The sequence below is a fragment of the Chamaesiphon minutus PCC 6605 genome (genome assembly GCF_000317145.1).
Taxonomy (GTDB): Bacteria; Cyanobacteriota; Cyanobacteriia; order Cyanobacteriales; family Chamaesiphonaceae; genus Chamaesiphon; species Chamaesiphon minutus.
In genome coordinates this window covers 772,528-789,174 of sequence record NC_019697.1, presented here as the reverse complement: position 1 = coordinate 789,174, position 16,647 = coordinate 772,528, and the positions used below count along the sequence as shown (strand labels likewise).

Here is a 16,647-nt window from a genome sequence, read left to right as displayed (position 1 = left end):
CTCCCCACTTCCTAAAATGCACCGTAGATCCTTTTTAGTCACCCTTGGTAGTTTGGCTCTGGGAAGTGGCTTAACTAGTTGTCAAAATGGCAATCATTCTGTGTTGCGGTTGTTAGCACTCAAAAACTCTCTGCCACAGCAATTAGTTAATGAGTTTAATAAGTCGATCGAATCGACTAATGCTAGCGTAGAATTTGTGTTAGAGACTCAATTTAAAGATATCCTCACTCAGCTTCAAGAGTGGTATAACAGTGGCGCAGCCGAAGCGAAGGGATTGAAGATCCCGCTAGTACCGCCAGCTCAAGGTGCTGAATATATTCCCAATCTGACAAGCCTCGGTGATGCCTGGTTATCGAGGGCAATCGAGCAGAAATTAATTCAACCGATCGACACCAACAATCTGACCAATTGGCGTAAATTAGATTCGCGCTGGCGGGAATTAGCCCAGCGGGACGAGCGCGGTAATTCTAGTTCTACCGGACAAATTTGGGGCGTTCCCTATCGCTGGGGAACGACGGTAATTATCTATCGCCGCGATAAGTTAACCGAAGCCAATATTCCGCTCCCTCAAGATTGGGCAGACCTGTGGAATCCCCAACTGAGACAGCGAATTTCGCTCTTAGATCGATCGCGTGAAGTCATCGGTTTGACCTTGAAAAAGTTAGGCTACTCTTACAATGCTGCCGATCTCGATCGCGTCCTCAATCTCCAAACAGAACTCGCCAAACTCCATCAGCAAGTAAAATTTTATAGTGCCGACCATTATCTCCAACCGCTAGTTATCGGCGATACTTGGGTAGCCGTCGGCTGGTCGTTAGATGCGAGCGAACTGATTCAAAAGAATCCCCAGATTGGCGCGGTCGTGCCGCGTTCTGGTACCGCTATTTCTGCCGATCTCTGGGTACAACCATCCCTCTCGCCGAAGTTATCGCCAGCCAATCGAGCGTTACTTAGCAATAGCAATCGACTAAAATTATCGAATAAGTGGATCGACCATTGTTTGCAGCCACAATCGAGCAACCAAATCTCTGTCTTGACACCCGGTGCTGCTCCGTTACTCACGAATCTCAATCCCAACGATATTCCGCCCGATGTTCGCAAAAACTTATTAACTTTACCGTCGAAAGAAGTTCTAGATAAAAGCGAATTTATTTACCCAGTATCTCCAACAACCAAAGCTCAGTTCGATCGACTCTGGCAAGAAACTCGTCAAAAAGTAATTAGCTAGTAGTTTACGGCGTAAATAAGGTTACTATTTTGCGGGAAGCGGCTCGCAGATGGGAGGTTGTCTTGATGCAATTGTATGGGCGGGAAACCCGCCCATACAATTGCATCGCTTCCTCCCGGATTATGCGGATGCGCTCCGGTCGGGTTTCCCGACCATGGAAGCGCAACCTTGCAGCGAGACAAGACAAGACAAGACAGCGGAGAAAGAAATGGTTGGTTAATTTCTGTCGCATAGTACTAGCAATCTATGTTAATGATTTGGAAGTAACAGCTAGCGGCGATTTTGCTGCTTGGAGGCTGATAAATTGCCAGAAGAGATTGCTCTCCAAACCAGGAAATTGCATCAAACCCCAGCGTAGGGAATTGGGTGCGATGGCAAATAAGCGCACCATCGCTGCTAGCAATTCTGGGGTCGATAGTGTGTCGGCCAAAAATCCCGACCATTGACTTTGGGGCAGGCTGAAGAAGGTATCGAGATGCTGTTTTAACAGCACTTCATCGAAGCGCATTAGCTTCTCCAAGCCAAATCGATAGAGATAGTACTTACGCAGACGATCGGGATTCCATAGCTCTTGCCATGCCGTATTTGCGATTGCGGCTGGCTCGGCTCGGGCATCCTGGAGTGCGGTGGCAATGGCTGCGGCCAAGCCAGGAGCGCGGCGCAGCATTGCCCCGAGCAGATAACCCGAGGCGGGGTGTACCATACTCGCCGCGCCGCCAAAGGCCACCACGGGTTGATGGAGATCGGGCAGGGGTAGCGTCATTGGAAAGATGCAGCGTTCGACCTCGTGGACTTGTGTAACCTTAATTCCGCGCGCGGCCAATCGCTGGTGCAAGCGTCGCTCTAGCAGCTCGAAACTTACTGGGGGTGACATTGCCAGCGATGTCTCTTCAACAAAATAGACATCATCTCCCAAATCCATTGCATATAAAAAAGTTGGTGGCTCGGTGGCGCGCTCGCTGGCCGATAGATGCTCGCTGCGAAAATCCTGATGCACGAATTGTTGCGGCTCGACGGGGGGTACGGAAAAATGACCGACGATACCATAGGCAGTTTGAAAGGCTACCGCTCCCCGATCTTGTCGCTTGACAAACAGCGGATCGTGGCCGCTGGCCTCGATTACTACCCTGGCACGGAAGATTTCGCCCGCCTTAGTAGTAACGATCGAGCGTTCGCGATCGTGCTCGATATTTGTGGCCTTGCCTTGATGCCATTCCACTCCCCCGGTTTCACATTTGGCCAGCAGATGATTTTGCAGCTTGACTTTATCAAATAAACCGTAGGCGCGACCGTGATTGACTTCTCCTTTGCCGAAATAGGAGACACAATTTTCCCAACAATGGCCTAATAATTCCGTCAATCCCAGAGCATCGAGTTCGTCGCGCCAGATGCCATAGGTATTCGGCCAGACTTGTCGCAACGGACTGGCAGTCAGTCCGCCGACTTTTAATCCCCGTTCGGCCAAAGCCGCCGCAATTATCGTCCCAGCGGGGCCAGACCCAATTACCAGCGCATCAAAATCCAACATAGCAACGTTCTTGAAATATAGCGTTCTTTTAGATCTTACCCAAGCGAGCATCGCTCCCCGTTACTCGTTGGCATAGCCTACGGTCGGTAATCGCATCTTAACACGCGTTGGCATAGCCTACGGTCGGTAATCGCATCCAGATAAGATAACACTCGATCGCTAGGGCATGTCATTAATTAGCTAGAGTAGAGAAAAAAAGAGCCAATAAAGACAGATGAGCAGAAGATATACATTGAGCAGAAGATATACATTGAGATCCGCTCGGTAGGAAAGGATTAAAAGCTTAGTAACTTACAAGATCGATTATCGATTAAGTTAATAAACTCGCCCCCGCCATTGCTTTGGCTGTTGAAAAGCCGATATAAAAATACGTAAAACTGCCAACGGATCGGCAAACGGCGACAACCAAAATAACAACCCAGAGAGCGAAAATCGATTCTTTTGCACAGAGGTCTCTGCTAAGGCAGAGGCTACGCCAACGCTACCACGATAATAAGACGGGTAAATTGCTAATAATAACGCGAATCGGATCGCTACTAGAAACAGATTTAAGCCGATCGCTAGCTGCAAAGTTAGGATCGAACTGCTCCACCAATTCCAGCTTATTAACACTAATGGGAGCGGCAAACCTTGAACTAAAAGTAGTAACGCCAAATCGCCCCATAATTCTAGCCGTGTCGTCGCATCCTTCAGGTCTAGAGATCGACCCCATTCTTTCCAGGTTTCGGCAATCCCAGCATACATCCGCACGCGAATTACCTTCGCACCATCGAGAAATCCTACCTTAAAGCCTTGCTTGGCCGCATTCCGCGCCAGCGTGACATCATCGCAAAAAGACCCCGCCGCGCTGGTATAACCCTCTAATTTCTCTAATACCTGACGCCGACACAGAAAACACTGTCCGTTTGCCATTACTCGCTCCGGCGTCTGCGCTCTAACTCCTGACGAATCAAACCGATATAGTAGCGTCATTAATAACGCGGGTTGCAGCCACCATTCCCCCGGATCTTTAAGGATAAATTGTGGCGATAGTGACACCAAATCGTACCCTTCCTCGATCGCCGCATCCACCAAACTAGCCACCAATCCCGGTTGCGGCTGCGTATCGGCATCGATGCCCAAAATCCACTCGCTCTGGGGCGAGCTGCTCAAATAACCATAGTGTAGGGCCCACGGACGACCCACCCACCCCGCAGGTAACGGATCGTCAGTGAGCAATTTAAAGCGATTATCGAGCTTTGCCGCCGCCGAGACCCGCTCGCGCGTCCCATCTTGCGAATTACTATCGACAATTAGAATTTCGCGCACCTCACTGCCTTGCTGACTCAATCCTGTCAAACACGGTGCAATTCGATCGACCTCATTCAAGGTCGGTACTACCACACTGACACCATGAGATTCTCGATCGAGTGGTTCCAATTTAGCATCTACTGTCGAAATCTTTGGCATCAGCGGCGGACGCCGTACCGCTCCTTTAATCAGTCGCGACAACAAAATTGCAGTTGCCGTTCCCTGAAATAATAACAGTCCCAATCCCACAGCACCGAATATGCCCTCGATCGCTAAATCTTTCAACCAATCCACCTATAATCTTGCTATTTTTAATCTGCTCTAGATCGTACCAAATATTCACGCCTCGACTTACTCTGACTGCGCTTGTTACGAGTCCCTCGGCGCAGGCGAGGGACACCCATACACAATTAAACTGTAGGGGTGTCCCTCGTGGGTACCCCAGGTCTGTACTTAGCACTAGTTTTTCATACCGATCCCAGGTGTAATTAATCTAACTATTTTGACCTAGATGATTTCTGCTTCTAAGCCTTCAGATCCAATTGCGCGAGGTTGAGCAGTCGCCATTTGATAAAGAACCGCCAAAGGGAGAATGCCTAAAACTAATCCCAACAAGATGGGAATATAAATCCCGGCTGCGATACTAGTAATTGTGGCAAAACCAAAATTACCCAGATAAACAGCCAGCGGCAAACCGAGTTGAGTAGTCGGTAGTGTCAGCGGCTTCATCCGCCAGATTAGGGTCGCGACGGTCATAAATACCACTCCCGTCCCGAACCAACCTGCAAAGTTTTCGTAAGGCATTCCAAAAAATGCACCTGGTTGTTCCCAGATCCAAAATGGTACTGTCGTTTGACTCATGGCTGGATCGAGTACAAAATCCCAAGAAGTTAGTAACAGCGAACCAAATCCGATCGCGCCGACATATTTGATAACTTTATGAATGGCAAGAGTTTCTAAGCCAGCACGAGCGATGATATACGCACTAAAGCCGATATAAAACCATGACAGGGGAATGGTAAATGGTACCAACCCCGCAATCTTGTAGCCCAATCCCGATAAATAATGATAATGCCCAAACGGAAATCCCGTACTAGTGCCCAACAACTCGCTGACCAAAGATAGTCCGATCGCGGGAATCATAAATCCTAAACAATGCCACAGACCTAGAGTTCTGTAAGCATATACTGCCACCGCTGATGTCCCCAGCAGCATATAAACTACGCCGCCACCCGCCATCGACCAGCCAAAAGCGGTTTTGCCAAAGTCGGGTAAGGCATTAATAAAGTCAGTATTTGGTAGCACCAAGAGTAATCCCGCCAGACCAAACACCATTGATATAATATGTCCGATCAGCAGACTTCGCTCAACACGCATAAGTTTTTCCATCGATCGCGTCTATGTAGATTAAGTTTGCTACTTCATCCAACTCAATCGCGGAGTGTCCGATCGATCGCCCGCAGCTCGCGCTTCGCTTTTTGAAGATCGATCGTTTACAACTACACAATTTTGAAATTGGATGGAGTTTACCTTACAGTTTACAAATCTTTACTAAGTAACATTTTGTAGTAAGTCAAGATAACCGCCAAATTAATCTCGATTTGGCTCAAATTTGGCTCAAATTGACAGAAAATTGGTGGAAATGAATGATGTCTAAATCGATCGTCGCCAGAAATCGATCGATAGTTTAGTACTAAAAGACTAGTGAGTATTTACTATCGATTATCGATCGGTTTCACCGAAAATTTAGCGATGACGATCGGGTTGACAAAAAAATGTGCTTAGATATGTCCAGACCCTAGACAAAAATATCTATATCCAGTTATAATTGAGTGTTTGGCACTCTTGTGACGCACTTATATTGGTAAGCGCGTAGCTCGACAAGAACTGCTCAGGTTTTTTGTACATAGATAAATTTATACCCATGGCGAAGAAAGGCACGATCGAGCGGGAAAAAAACCGCGAGCGACTAGTCGCAAAATATGCACAAAAGCGGGAAGCTTTGTTAGAAGAGTTTAAAAACGCTCCCTCAGCTCAAGCGAAGTTCGCAGTTCACCGCAAAATCCAACAATTACCTCGCAACAGCGCACCCACTCGGTTGCACAATCGTTGCTGGGTTACTGGTCGTCCCCGTGGCTACTACCGCGATTTCGGTCTATCCCGGAACGTTCTCCGCGAATGGGCACACCAAGGTTTGTTACCTGGTGTTGTCAAATCTAGTTGGTAAAATGAGCGGATACTGGGTAAGGGGAAATAGTTGGTGGTTTAACCCTATCCCCTATTCCCTCCCCCCTATCCCCTATTGTCTAATTCCCGCAACAGCGGTTATCGATTCCCAAACTTTCTAAAATTAGATCGCTAACAGCGTTGGCGATGGTGAATTCACCAAAAAAGCTTTCTTGAAAATTAAATGCCTGCATCTCGGTGACGATCGCGATCACTAAACTTCCGAGATCGTTTTCTCCTTCCATCCGCTGTCTAGTGTAGATTTGAGCGGCTCTTTGAGCGATGTCAGAATTGATGGATTCGGGAATAAATTCGCGATCCAACCAGACCTGGAGTGACGATTGCAGCCACGCACCTTCTTTGGTAGCATCGGTGGCTGGTGGTAAAGTAATTGAGGCGATCGGTTCTGTCATTGGCAAGTACCAACTGCGATCTGTAATTTTTAAAGTCAACGATCGAGCTATCTTCATCTTGCACCGATTTGGATGGCATCGCAACCATCGATCGCTAAAATTAATTAACTAATTATTAATACCGATCGACTCTTGACTCAGTTCTAAATCGCTCGTGTGCATGAGTTCTTGACGATGCAGAACTTGTGGCAATTCTACCTGGCGATTAGCAGTTGCTAGCTCTTCGGCATTTTCCCAATTATTGGCAAACGCTGGTAACCCTAACTGACAAGCTTTCCACTCACTTCGCACAGAGACACCAAGTTGCTGACAAGCACCACCATGTAGGCCGTCCGGTCGGTAGAAGCGACAGAAGCGACATGCAGAAGTAATACAATTTTGATTATTCATCAGCCATACCTATGGGGAGAGCATCAAATTCAATTCTCTCTTGATTACTATTATCACTGTTGCTTATATTGGCAAAAGTGGCAGCAATCAGCGATCCCACATAGCTTATAGCGATCCCCAAGTCAATTGATACTTTATATTGTCTTTAGATTCAGTTTATGAATAGAAACATTTGTTGGGGTATTAGGTACATATACGGAAATTGTTTGTTTACAGTCAATATTGGTAGTAATTTACCCTAAAGCACCAGGGATCGTTGAAAACAAAGAGCCAGAGTAGATCGACTATGCAATATTCTAAATGGTAGAAAAAGGTTTATTTTAGGAGAAAAGTTACTAAATATACCGAAAGATAGATAGCACTAGATTAAAAAAACCACTGTGTTTTACAATCGAACTTTTTGACCGCAGATTCTCAGATCGATTCGCTAAAAGCGATGCTCCGCGAACGCACAAAATCGACAAACATTCCACCGTAGTAATTCACCTTCGCGCGCGCGACAATTACAGTGGGAACAAATTACTACATTTCCAGAGTCGATAGCAACAGATCGATCGTCTGTCGCAGTCACTATACTGCGATCTGTATATCCTACCGCGACAAAACGCAAATCGACGATCGAGGGCGCGCTCTCTAGGCGATTGAATCGCTGACACAATGCTTGCCTGCCAAAAGTGAGCTGATGGGAGAGGCTAGAACTATTAGTGGCGATCGTCAAGATTCCTCTCGATAGCGATCGAGGCTGAGTGCGCTCGGCAATTGCTGGCGAGACAATCTGGCTCCACGCTCGCACGATCGCGCCCCAATCGCGAACGCCTTCCCATCCCGGCTGGTTTTGGATTGCGGATGTAATTGAAGCGATCGACGTTAATGACATATTATTAAGACTTAGCAATAGTAAGATTGAATTGAAAAATCTCAGTCAAATCTCCGATTCTTGACGAAGCGGCTAAATTTTGACACCTATTGAGGAAGTGGCAATGATGGATGAGTATTGTAACTCGTCCAACTCCAGTGCCGACTGTTGCCGAGCGAGATCGCCCTGTGGGATCTAAATCGAGCTAATTAGCCCACTGCCTTAGTTTGTCCGCATCGCTTGTCGTCTGTGACAACGATCGTGGGTAACCTAAGAGCATCGCTCCTGAATCTAGTGTATTTTAAATGACATCGTCAGAAATATCTGCGTTTAAAGTGAGTTATGAACCACAACCCATCTAAAGATAGTGCAAATGTACCTCGATCCGGTCGAGCGGTAGTCGCTGACGGCAGATCTGAGACAGATCATCGTACATCCGATCGGCTCAATCCAGCTCTCCAGCAAGCTCTAAGTTGTCTAGATATTAAATTAGAAGACGAATTAATGCGATTTAGAGCCAAACAGGAAGCTCAAGCTGACGAGCGGCATTCAGTGCTAGCCAGCACCGGAATAGAGGAAGAGGCATCGACAGGTTTTGATGCGGATGCCGAGATTGTTACCGCCCACATCGTCGATTCGGCCAGAACTGGCACCATTATAGAAGGTAACGGAGATCTAGACAGAGTCGTCGCACCAGAGCCAGCACCAAAGGGCGGGTTTATTATTATCGACAAGCTCATTACCTCCTCGACAAACAGTCCAGATACGCCAGCCATCAATAATTATGGCTCGATCGAAGTCTATCGGAGTAATGTGCCCATCCATAACCGCAAGGATGCCAATTTTGGCTCTAGTGGCGAGATGGCTCCTTTTCAAAATGAATATTCCTCATCATCTCAAGAACTACTCCGGCAGATTCAATCGGGATATCGCGACACTACCAGCGAACGCCGCGATCGTCGGTCAGAGCCAACCGCTCCCAAACGCAAATTTTTTACCCCACTGAAGATCGGCTCGGCAGCGGCAGTTTGCGTCCTTGCTGGTGGAGCTGCTTATACTTATCTCAATCCCAGTATCCTAGCGTCATTCACAGCTACCAAACAGATCGCGCTAACGGCAACTACCACAAATTCGCTCGGACAGTTAATTCAAAGTCCCAACCTCGCAGCCAATGAGTTTAGCCAACTCAATTTGAGTACGCTCAACACCATCGAACTGCCCAAAACCACCACTGCGGCGCGAACAGCACCAACTTCAACTATTGCCGCACCTACAGGCGTTACCACAGCACCAGCAGCGATCCCTTTTAACCAGGTTGGAACCCGTCAAATCGTGCCACCTACGACTACAATCACTTCTCAACCGCGATTGGCTGACAGTCTAGTCAAATCGCTCCTTCCTCCAAGTTTTCGCGTCTACACCAGACCTACTGGTTTTCGTGCTAGCCCATCGGGAACGGGACGTTAATTTAATCGATAATTGATAATTACACGTCTTTTCGATCGCAAAGGCTGCGTCAACCTCAGCAAAGCAGACAGATGAGCACACCAAGCAGCAGATACTGGGGTTTAAAGGCTGCGACTGTATACTCCCGCTCTGTATGAAGGTGATGTGTTGCGTCAGTTGTTGCTAATTTCTCAAATGGTAGTGCCCGATCGGGAGATCCAGAAGTTATCATAATTACTAGGTTAGTTATTTAAATCATCAAGTCAAAATAGCACTAGGCGTGCCATAGGTACCGAGCTGCAAGTAAAAGAAACTATAAAGGGGATAGCAATATGGGATTATTCGATCGGGTGAGCAGACTGCTCCGGGCAAATGTCAATGATATGGTCAGCAAAGCCGAAGATCCAGAAAAAATTCTGGAACAGGCGGTCATGGACATGCAAGAAGACTTGGTGCAATTGCGCCAAGCTGTTGCCAGTAGCATTGCCAACCAAAAACGCACCGAGCAGCAATACAATAAAGCAATGGCCGATGCCAATAGCTGGCAGAGCAAAGCTCAACTTGCCCTGCAAAAAGGAGATGAAGATCTCGCCCGTGAAGCTCTCGTGCGCAAGAAAAATTACAGCGAAACTGCTGCTAGCCTTAAAGCTCAACTAGACGGGCAAGCAGGCATGGTAGACACGATGAAAAAGAGTCTGCTCCAACTTGAAGGCAAGATTTCTGAAGCCAAAACCAAGAAGGATATGCTCAAATCTCGTTCTCAAGCTGCCAAAGCTCAGGAACAACTACAGGGTGCCGTCGGACGCCTGGGTACCAACAGCGCGATGGCTGCATTTGAACGGATGGAAGAAAAAGTCCTCATTCAAGAAGCCAAGTCTCAAGCTGCTGCCGAACTCACTGGTGCAGATCTAGAGAGCAAATTTGCCGCTCTGTCGGCAGGTAGCGATGTCGATGACGAACTCGCCGCCATGAAACAGCAAATGCTCGGCGGTTCCGCTCAACCTGCTGCCGCTCTACCTCAAGGTACCGTCTCGCCAACTTCAGCTCCCGCTACACCTAAAGATACCGTCAAAGCACCCATGAGTCCCCAAGATGAGGAACTAGAAGCCTTACGCAAACAAATTGATGGTTTGTAAATAGAGTTAGGCTGGGTGCAGCATTAATTAATTTGGGATAGTTGTCGATCGATAGCTATCTCAGTTTTGGCATGTTAAAAATTAGGCCAGGATATTTTTAGAAGCGCATCGCGAATATCAAAAAAATTATCTCACTTAGGATAAGACTTTGGATAGATCGAGTGCAGGTAACGAGCATACCCGACCGATCGACAAGTCGGGTATATAATCTATCTACACATCCAGACGACGCTCGATCGCGTTTGACCAAGTAGCGGTAATTGCGGCCAGATCGAGATCGACGATCGGTTCGCTGAGGCTGAACATCTCAAACCGATCGGTTTGGGTACCGACAGTGCCTAGATATTGCCAAGCATCGCCAACTTGCTGGGCTAAATAAGTCTCAAATTCGGACTGCTGTGCGGGAGAGATCGACACGATGATGCGGGCACCACCTTCGCCAAATAAAGCCGTATCCAACCGATTCTCTTTCAGAGAGGCTTCGCCAACGACAATACCGCCGAGGAGAATTTTTGCGCCTTTATTTCCAGCGATCGCACATTCAGCTAGAGCCACAGCTAAGCCACCTTCAGCACAGTCGTGAGCCGAGTTAATCCAGCCGCGTTGGATGCCCTCCCGACAGGCCGCTTGGACTTTAAGTTCGAGGTCGAAATTAACCGCAGGTGGTTGTCCGGCAACCAGGTGATGGAGGGTGGCGAGATATTCTGAGGCACCTAGTGTTACTAGTTCTAGACCATCCGCCACAGGATAAGTTCGGAGTAAAGTAGTTTTGAAGGCGAAGTAGCCGACGGGAATACCTAACAGGTAAATGCGATCGCCTGTATTTTGCCAACCTTGACCGCAGATTTTGGTAATGTCATTGACGATGCCCACCATCCCAACGACGGGAGTTGGATAAATCGGGACGGGATTGCCTTCGGGGTCGAAGGTTTCGTTATAGAGCGAGACATTTCCACCCGTGACGGGGGTTTTGAATGCGCTGCAAGCTTCGGATAAACCCGTGCAGGCGTTGGCGAGTTGCCAATAACCGATCGGTTTTTCGGGGCTGCCGAAGTTAAGATTGTCAGTGACGGCGACGGGTTCGGCTCCGACACAACTCAGATTGCGAGCGGCTTCGGCGACGACCATTTTGGCCCCTTCGTAGGGGTTGAGATACACATAGCGGGGGTTGCAGTCTACGGTGGCGGCGACGCCTAAGTTGGGATTAGTGGTAGTAGACTGACGATTTTGGATGGGTTCGAGGGGACGAATCCGGATGACGGCGGCATCGGCACCACCAGGAAGGAGCACGGTATTATTTTGGACTTGGTGGTCGTATTGACGGTAGACCCAGCGTTTGGAGGCGATCGAGGGCGTATCCAATAAGGTTAACAGCACGTCATTCCAGCTCTGGGATGTGCCCTGAATTTCGATGCCTTGAGGGGTGGCTGGGGGTAATTGTGCTGGTGTCCATTCCCAGGCTTTTTGGGCGTATGCAGGGGCTTCTGCCATCAATTCCCGCTCGTAAAGTGGGGTGTTATCGGCTAGCGCGCTAGCTGGAACTTCTGCCGCGATCGAACCTTGGAATAAGATTCGCACGATCGGTTCTTCAATTACGGTACCAGCCACGACGGCATGGAGTCCCCACCGCTCGAAAATATCGATCAGTTCCTGCTCGCGTCCCTTATGCGCGACGAATAGCATCCGTTCTTGAGATTCAGATAGTAAGTACTCATAAGGCACCATCCCCGGCTCGCGCGCGGGTACCAAATCTAGGTCGAATTCAATTCCTACGCCACCTTTAGCCGCCATTTCCGAGCAAGAACAAGTAATCCCCGCCGCACCCATATCCTGAGCGGCGACGACGGCACCAGTTTTGAAGGCTTCGAGACAGGCTTCAATTAGAGATTTTTCTAGAAATGGGTCGCCAACTTGGACGGCGGGACGATTGTCGATCGATTCTGCGGTGAGTTCGGCACTGGCAAAACTCGCACCGCCCATGCCATCGCGTCCGGTAGTCGAACCGACATAGAGGACGGGATTGCCGATTCCGGCGGCACCCGATTTAACGATCGTGTCTGTCTCCATTAAACCCATCGCCATGGCATTTACCAGTGGATTGCCAGAATAAGCCGGATCGAAATAGACTTCGCCGCCGACGGTAGGTACCCCAACGCAATTGTGAGTAATGATGCCCGAACTGGTGACAAAGAGGTGATTATGCTCTACTTCCACATCGTAGACATCGCAAGTTGCCACATTATGCGTGGCAATATTCTGAATTTTGACAGCTCCGATGGTCGCGATCGCAGATGCCACAGTCTGAGTCGCCACCGCACCAATTTCTTGACGATGTTCGCGAGCGATTGCCGAGCTACCCATTGCCCAATCGCGCCGCAGCTCGATTTGCCATAGTGGCGCGTAATGAAATTCTCGCCCCTTGATTTTGCCGATCGAACCAGGACGGTGGTGGACTTGTGGCAGAATGCCCCGATCTTGCACCAAGAGCATTACTTGGTCGAATAATTGACGGCTGGAGGTCGAGAAAAAGATTTTGCCCTGAGATCCCGCGCCACTGTTGGGATTGGGAATTGTGGGATTAGTCCGAATCAAACCTTTGAGTAATTCTTGCTGAAGTTCGGAATTCCATTCCCACACAAAATCAGGAATGCGTTTGTGGGTACCTTCGTTACCGCAACCCCAGACTCGAGCCAGCAGGTGTCCCAATAGCCACGAAGAGGCACTTACAGCCATTCCCGACGTCCGTTCTTGAGGATTGGCTGCGATACCTAAATCGTGAAGAATGGCGATCGCATCTGCGGCAGCGGCGGCTTCGTGATGGCTGAAGTTTAAGAAAATCCGATAAATATTACCCGATGGCGAAACCATCCCCGTCGCGATGTAATAGCCCAGCAGCCGCGCAAAAGCAGCGTTGGGTCGAATAATCGCTGGCAACCAGTCTTCTTTACTATGTTGACCGATTTTCAGGTCTTGACGATCGAAGTTGAGGTCTTGTTCTAGTCCGAGGAGCTGTTCGAGACACAAGAATCGATCGAGTGGGAAGGTTTTGGTGTTGAGATAGTGATTGCGCTTTTGGATCGATGGTTCGAGCAATTCGAGGGTAGTCCGAATTAGATCTGTCGGTTGCCAAGATGTAGGGAGCTTGACACACAATTCTCGCTGGCTATGTAACTCAGGATCGATTGTCGCGATCGTATCGATTGGCTGCGGCTGGCAATCTGCTAGTTTGGGGAGTTTCTGTAAAATCGGCAGATCGTCGCCCACGCGCAAAGTTTGAGCGTAGCGAATGCGGATTTTGCCATCTTCTACCCGTAACATCGGGTGGTCGGGAGTGACGGTGATGGTGCGTCCGAGGGAGGTGCGGATATTGACTAGGGTACCTGCCTGACGTCTGAAGATGCGGGTGACGGGTTGCCAGTTACTGCCATTTTCGTTGGTACTACCAGCAACGGTTTTAGGATCGACAGAGAGGGTTTCTATCCCTGGTGGTAGGGCGATGGTATCGGTATCGGGGGGCAGATGGGTATTGACAAAATTCCCGATCGTGTCAAAGTGAACGCCATGTGAGTCCCTCCAGATGAAGGTTTCAGCACCGAGCAAGCAGTTCCCATAATGCGAAATTCCCGCCACGACACCAGTAAAGAGGCGGCGAGTTTTGGCATCTTTGAGATCGCCAAATCTGAGGGAATTGAGAATCGCAATGGGACGCGCACCCATTGTAAAAATATCGCGGAGGATGCCACCGACACCCGTAGCTGCACCTTGAAACGGTTCGACAGCCGAGGGGTGGTTGTGCGATTCGATTTTGAAGGCAAGCTGAAGCCCATCGCCCAGATCGATCACACCTGCATTTTCACCCGGCCCGACGAGAATCCGATCTCCCGTAGTCGGAAATTGTTTGAGCAAGGGACGGGAATTTTTATAGCAGCAGTGCTCCGACCACATCACACCAAACATGCCTAATTCGGCTTTGTTGGGGTGCCGATTTAGTCTGTTGACAATTTCCTCATATTCATTCGGTTTGATGCCTTGTGCGGCAATTTCGGCGGCGGTAAAGGGGGATGGGGTCATGAGGGGTGGATGGGTGGATGGGTGGATGTGGGGAGGGGGAGAGAGGAAGAGAGGGGGGCTTGTTATTGTGCTAGCGTAAAGCACCACGATCGATGTACCACCAAGCGGAACAGAATCGCCGCGATGGTTGGGCTGTTATTTAATTGCCAGCTTCTTTGAAACCTTGCACGATCGTATCATGACAGGATCGTGCTTAATCTTGTACTCTGTTGACAATCGAGTATTATCGATCGCGATCGGCGACAAGGAACGTCTAGATAATTGGCGATCGAGTGAAATTTGCTAGAGATCGATCTTCGCAACTATTGTGAATTCTGGCTCCCAACTGCTTGGTGGCTGAGCGTAGTCGCAGCCAACTTTCAACTGGGTATAATAACTTCGAGTAATTTCTGAATTAGCCGATCGAAACCATGGCATATAAATGTCACAAATGCGCAGCAACACTTCTAGTCCTCCGACTGGGTTACTGTATGAACTGTCGCGAGCCAATTTCTGAAGAGATTTTGCCTGAGTCTAAAAAGCAAGCTCTCGCAGCAGCCGAACGCGAATATGAAGAGATGCGCGATCGCATTAGAGCGCAAAAAGGCGGCAACTCTAAAGAAGGAGGGACTTTCGATTTAGGAGCTATTGGTGACAGCGATATGGGTAGTTTTGATTAGGCGTACTGGTAGAGATACAGATCGCTCGAATCCAGACGTCATCAAACTGGCGATTAAGTTTCTACCGCATGAGTTTTTAACCCAATCGGCTCGCCATCGGGAGTTTTGCCAACGATATAAATGGCAATTTCGACTTCGCCGACGCGAAAAACTTTGACGTCTGCTAAATTAGATTCGATCGCGTGCAATAAATCAGTAAATCTTTTTACTTGGGCTAATTCGGCGTCTTCATACCAGTTTTCTACTGTCAATACTGGTGCAAACAAATCCGTTAGACTTATCGTTTCGATCGCTGCGTCTGGATTTGCTAGCTTGCTAAATAAGGCGGTAGGAGTCATCGCTACACCTCGATCCCAAGTCACTATTTCAAAGGGGTAGTCGGATTCACTCGACCAGAGCAGATCTGTAGTAACTTGTTTCAATAAATCGATAATTGCTGCTGTTGTCACGATCGCGTCGAGGGGAGCGGGGAGTTAGGAATTGGGAGGAGGTATGTAGATCGGAATGTTTGAGAGCTTATCTGCATGATAACCGCGATCGACGGTGCTATTGTTTTTCGGTTGTGGATGATTTCGATTCGTTAAAATAGACACTCAGACCTGAAACCCGCATTTTCAGAGGTTTCCAATGCGGATTGCTAGCTGAGGGAGTTACGCCATCTCCCGACACAGCAAGTAAATCTTTGGGAAACCTTTGAGCCGCCAATCGATCGGGACTCACCGAAATACTCAATCCATAATACCGCGCTCTCATCGGTGGGGGAATCTGAATCACCTGATTGCCGTAGTCCCAACCCAAGCCCGTAATCTTAAACTCGCCCAAAACCTGGCGCAATTTGGTCAAATTCGTCCCCAGTCCGATCCCTTCTGCTGTTTTCCAAGTTGAATCGTTAATAATTACCTGGAGCGGCTGAAGTTTTTTGGCATCTTTCCAGGCGACTGTGACAGACCGATTTTTAGCTAATTTAACCAGCGTACCTGGAAAGACAACTTGTCCTTCTGCCCCATAAACTTTTGTGGGTGTCAACCGCTGTTTGCCATAGATCTTTTCCAGATTGGTATAGGTAGTTTTGGCAGTAATTGCACCTGCGCGTTTGCCTGGAACGATGAGAGTATTTATTGCCGCAGGTACTGAAGATCGAGTCTGGGGTGCAATCTTGGCTGGTGTGGTAGTCGCGATTGCCTCCATCCCATTGCCGATCGAGCATAAACTTGCAGATACCAGTGCGATCTTTGTCAGCCAACGGTTAGGGATCGATCGAATCATCACACTCATAAAAATACTCGGTCTAGCTAAAACTAGTGTCACAATTGGGAATAATGATCTCATAAACATCTAAAATTTCGCTCTTGCCTAGCCAAACTTTGCTAGGAACATAGGTCGCTCGCCAGCAGGCTAAATAAA

Annotated in this window: 16 protein-coding genes; 5 read left to right on the top strand and 11 right to left on the bottom strand. The window is 48.5% G+C overall.

Translation table 11 applies throughout. The features are described 5' to 3' along the window. Positions 1 to 16 precede the first annotated feature (16 nt). Positions 17 to 1,228 (top strand): extracellular solute-binding protein, encoded by a 1,212-nt coding sequence (locus CHA6605_RS03630; protein WP_015158194.1) that lies wholly within the window; start codon positions 17 to 19, stop codon positions 1,226 to 1,228. Between the two features lie 244 nt (positions 1,229 to 1,472). On the opposite strand, the gene crtL is transcribed toward CHA6605_RS03630, so the two are convergent. From crtL to cruF, 3 genes are all read right to left on the bottom strand, one after another. Then, positions 1,473 to 2,756 carry a lycopene beta cyclase gene (gene crtL / locus CHA6605_RS03625; RefSeq protein ID WP_015158193.1) on the bottom strand — a complete coding sequence of 428 codons (1,284 nt, stop codon included), beginning with the start codon at positions 2,754 to 2,756 and terminating at the stop codon, positions 1,473 to 1,475. Positions 2,757 to 3,071: 315 nt separating this feature from the next. Then, the gene (cruG, locus tag CHA6605_RS03620; protein WP_015158192.1) at positions 3,072 to 4,340 is read right to left on the bottom strand and encodes a 2'-O-glycosyltransferase CruG; all 1,269 of its coding nucleotides are present in this window, start codon (positions 4,338 to 4,340) and stop codon (positions 3,072 to 3,074) included. Between the two features lie 213 nt (positions 4,341 to 4,553). Then, the gene (gene cruF, locus CHA6605_RS03615; RefSeq protein WP_015158191.1) at positions 4,554 to 5,423 is read right to left on the bottom strand and encodes a gamma-carotene 1'-hydroxylase CruF; all 870 of its coding nucleotides are present in this window, start codon (positions 5,421 to 5,423) and stop codon (positions 4,554 to 4,556) included. 547 nt (positions 5,424 to 5,970) lie between these two features. Between cruF and rpsN the strand changes: the two genes are divergently transcribed. Next, the gene (rpsN, locus tag CHA6605_RS03610; protein WP_015158190.1) at positions 5,971 to 6,273 is read left to right on the top strand and encodes a 30S ribosomal protein S14; all 303 of its coding nucleotides are present in this window, start codon (positions 5,971 to 5,973) and stop codon (positions 6,271 to 6,273) included. A gap of 79 nt (positions 6,274 to 6,352) precedes the next feature. Here rpsN and CHA6605_RS03605 read toward each other — a convergent pair whose 3' ends face one another. The 3 genes from CHA6605_RS03605 to CHA6605_RS31215 form a co-directional block, all read right to left on the bottom strand. Continuing rightward, entirely contained in the window at positions 6,353 to 6,685 is a 333-nt protein-coding gene (locus CHA6605_RS03605; protein WP_015158189.1) for a hypothetical protein, read from the bottom strand. Positions 6,686 to 6,793: 108 nt separating this feature from the next. Further along, entirely contained in the window at positions 6,794 to 7,075 is a 282-nt protein-coding gene (locus CHA6605_RS03600) for a hypothetical protein (RefSeq protein WP_015158188.1), read from the bottom strand. Between the two features lie 427 nt (positions 7,076 to 7,502). Continuing rightward, positions 7,503 to 7,952 carry a DciA family protein gene (locus CHA6605_RS31215; protein WP_015158187.1) on the bottom strand — a complete coding sequence of 150 codons (450 nt, stop codon included), beginning with the start codon at positions 7,950 to 7,952 and terminating at the stop codon, positions 7,503 to 7,505. A gap of 321 nt (positions 7,953 to 8,273) precedes the next feature. Between CHA6605_RS31215 and CHA6605_RS03590 the strand changes: the two genes are divergently transcribed. Then, entirely contained in the window at positions 8,274 to 9,398 is a 1,125-nt protein-coding gene (locus CHA6605_RS03590; RefSeq protein WP_015158186.1) for a hypothetical protein, read from the top strand. A gap of 55 nt (positions 9,399 to 9,453) precedes the next feature. Here CHA6605_RS03590 and CHA6605_RS33575 read toward each other — a convergent pair whose 3' ends face one another. Then, positions 9,454 to 9,609 (bottom strand): hypothetical protein, encoded by a 156-nt coding sequence (locus CHA6605_RS33575; protein ID WP_157259766.1) that lies wholly within the window; start codon positions 9,607 to 9,609, stop codon positions 9,454 to 9,456. A gap of 100 nt (positions 9,610 to 9,709) precedes the next feature. Here CHA6605_RS33575 and CHA6605_RS03585 point away from each other — a divergent pair, with 100 nt between their 5' ends. Further along, complete coding sequence (locus CHA6605_RS03585) at positions 9,710 to 10,513, top strand: PspA/IM30 family protein (RefSeq protein ID WP_015158185.1); 804 nt, start codon at positions 9,710 to 9,712, stop codon at positions 10,511 to 10,513. 213 nt (positions 10,514 to 10,726) lie between these two features. On the opposite strand, the gene purL is transcribed toward CHA6605_RS03585, so the two are convergent. Then, on the bottom strand, positions 10,727 to 14,584 hold the full coding sequence (gene purL / locus CHA6605_RS03580) for a phosphoribosylformylglycinamidine synthase subunit PurL (protein WP_015158184.1): 3,858 nt from the start codon (positions 14,582 to 14,584) through the stop codon (positions 10,727 to 10,729). A 282-nt stretch (positions 14,585 to 14,866) separates the two neighbouring features. Further along, the gene (locus CHA6605_RS35395) at positions 14,867 to 15,028 is read right to left on the bottom strand and encodes a hypothetical protein (protein WP_232432178.1); all 162 of its coding nucleotides are present in this window, start codon (positions 15,026 to 15,028) and stop codon (positions 14,867 to 14,869) included. A gap of 26 nt (positions 15,029 to 15,054) precedes the next feature. Here CHA6605_RS35395 and CHA6605_RS03575 point away from each other — a divergent pair, with 26 nt between their 5' ends. After that, complete coding sequence (locus tag CHA6605_RS03575) at positions 15,055 to 15,243, top strand: hypothetical protein (RefSeq protein WP_157259764.1); 189 nt, start codon at positions 15,055 to 15,057, stop codon at positions 15,241 to 15,243. A 53-nt stretch (positions 15,244 to 15,296) separates the two neighbouring features. Here CHA6605_RS03575 and CHA6605_RS03570 read toward each other — a convergent pair whose 3' ends face one another. Together CHA6605_RS03570 and CHA6605_RS03565 are read right to left on the bottom strand one after the other, a co-directional pair. Continuing rightward, positions 15,297 to 15,692 carry a nuclease A inhibitor family protein gene (locus tag CHA6605_RS03570; RefSeq protein ID WP_015158182.1) on the bottom strand — a complete coding sequence of 132 codons (396 nt, stop codon included), beginning with the start codon at positions 15,690 to 15,692 and terminating at the stop codon, positions 15,297 to 15,299. A gap of 97 nt (positions 15,693 to 15,789) precedes the next feature. After that, positions 15,790 to 16,572, bottom strand: a complete 783-nt coding sequence (locus CHA6605_RS03565) for a hypothetical protein (protein ID WP_157259762.1) — start codon at positions 16,570 to 16,572, stop codon at positions 15,790 to 15,792. Positions 16,573 to 16,647 lie beyond the last annotated feature (75 nt).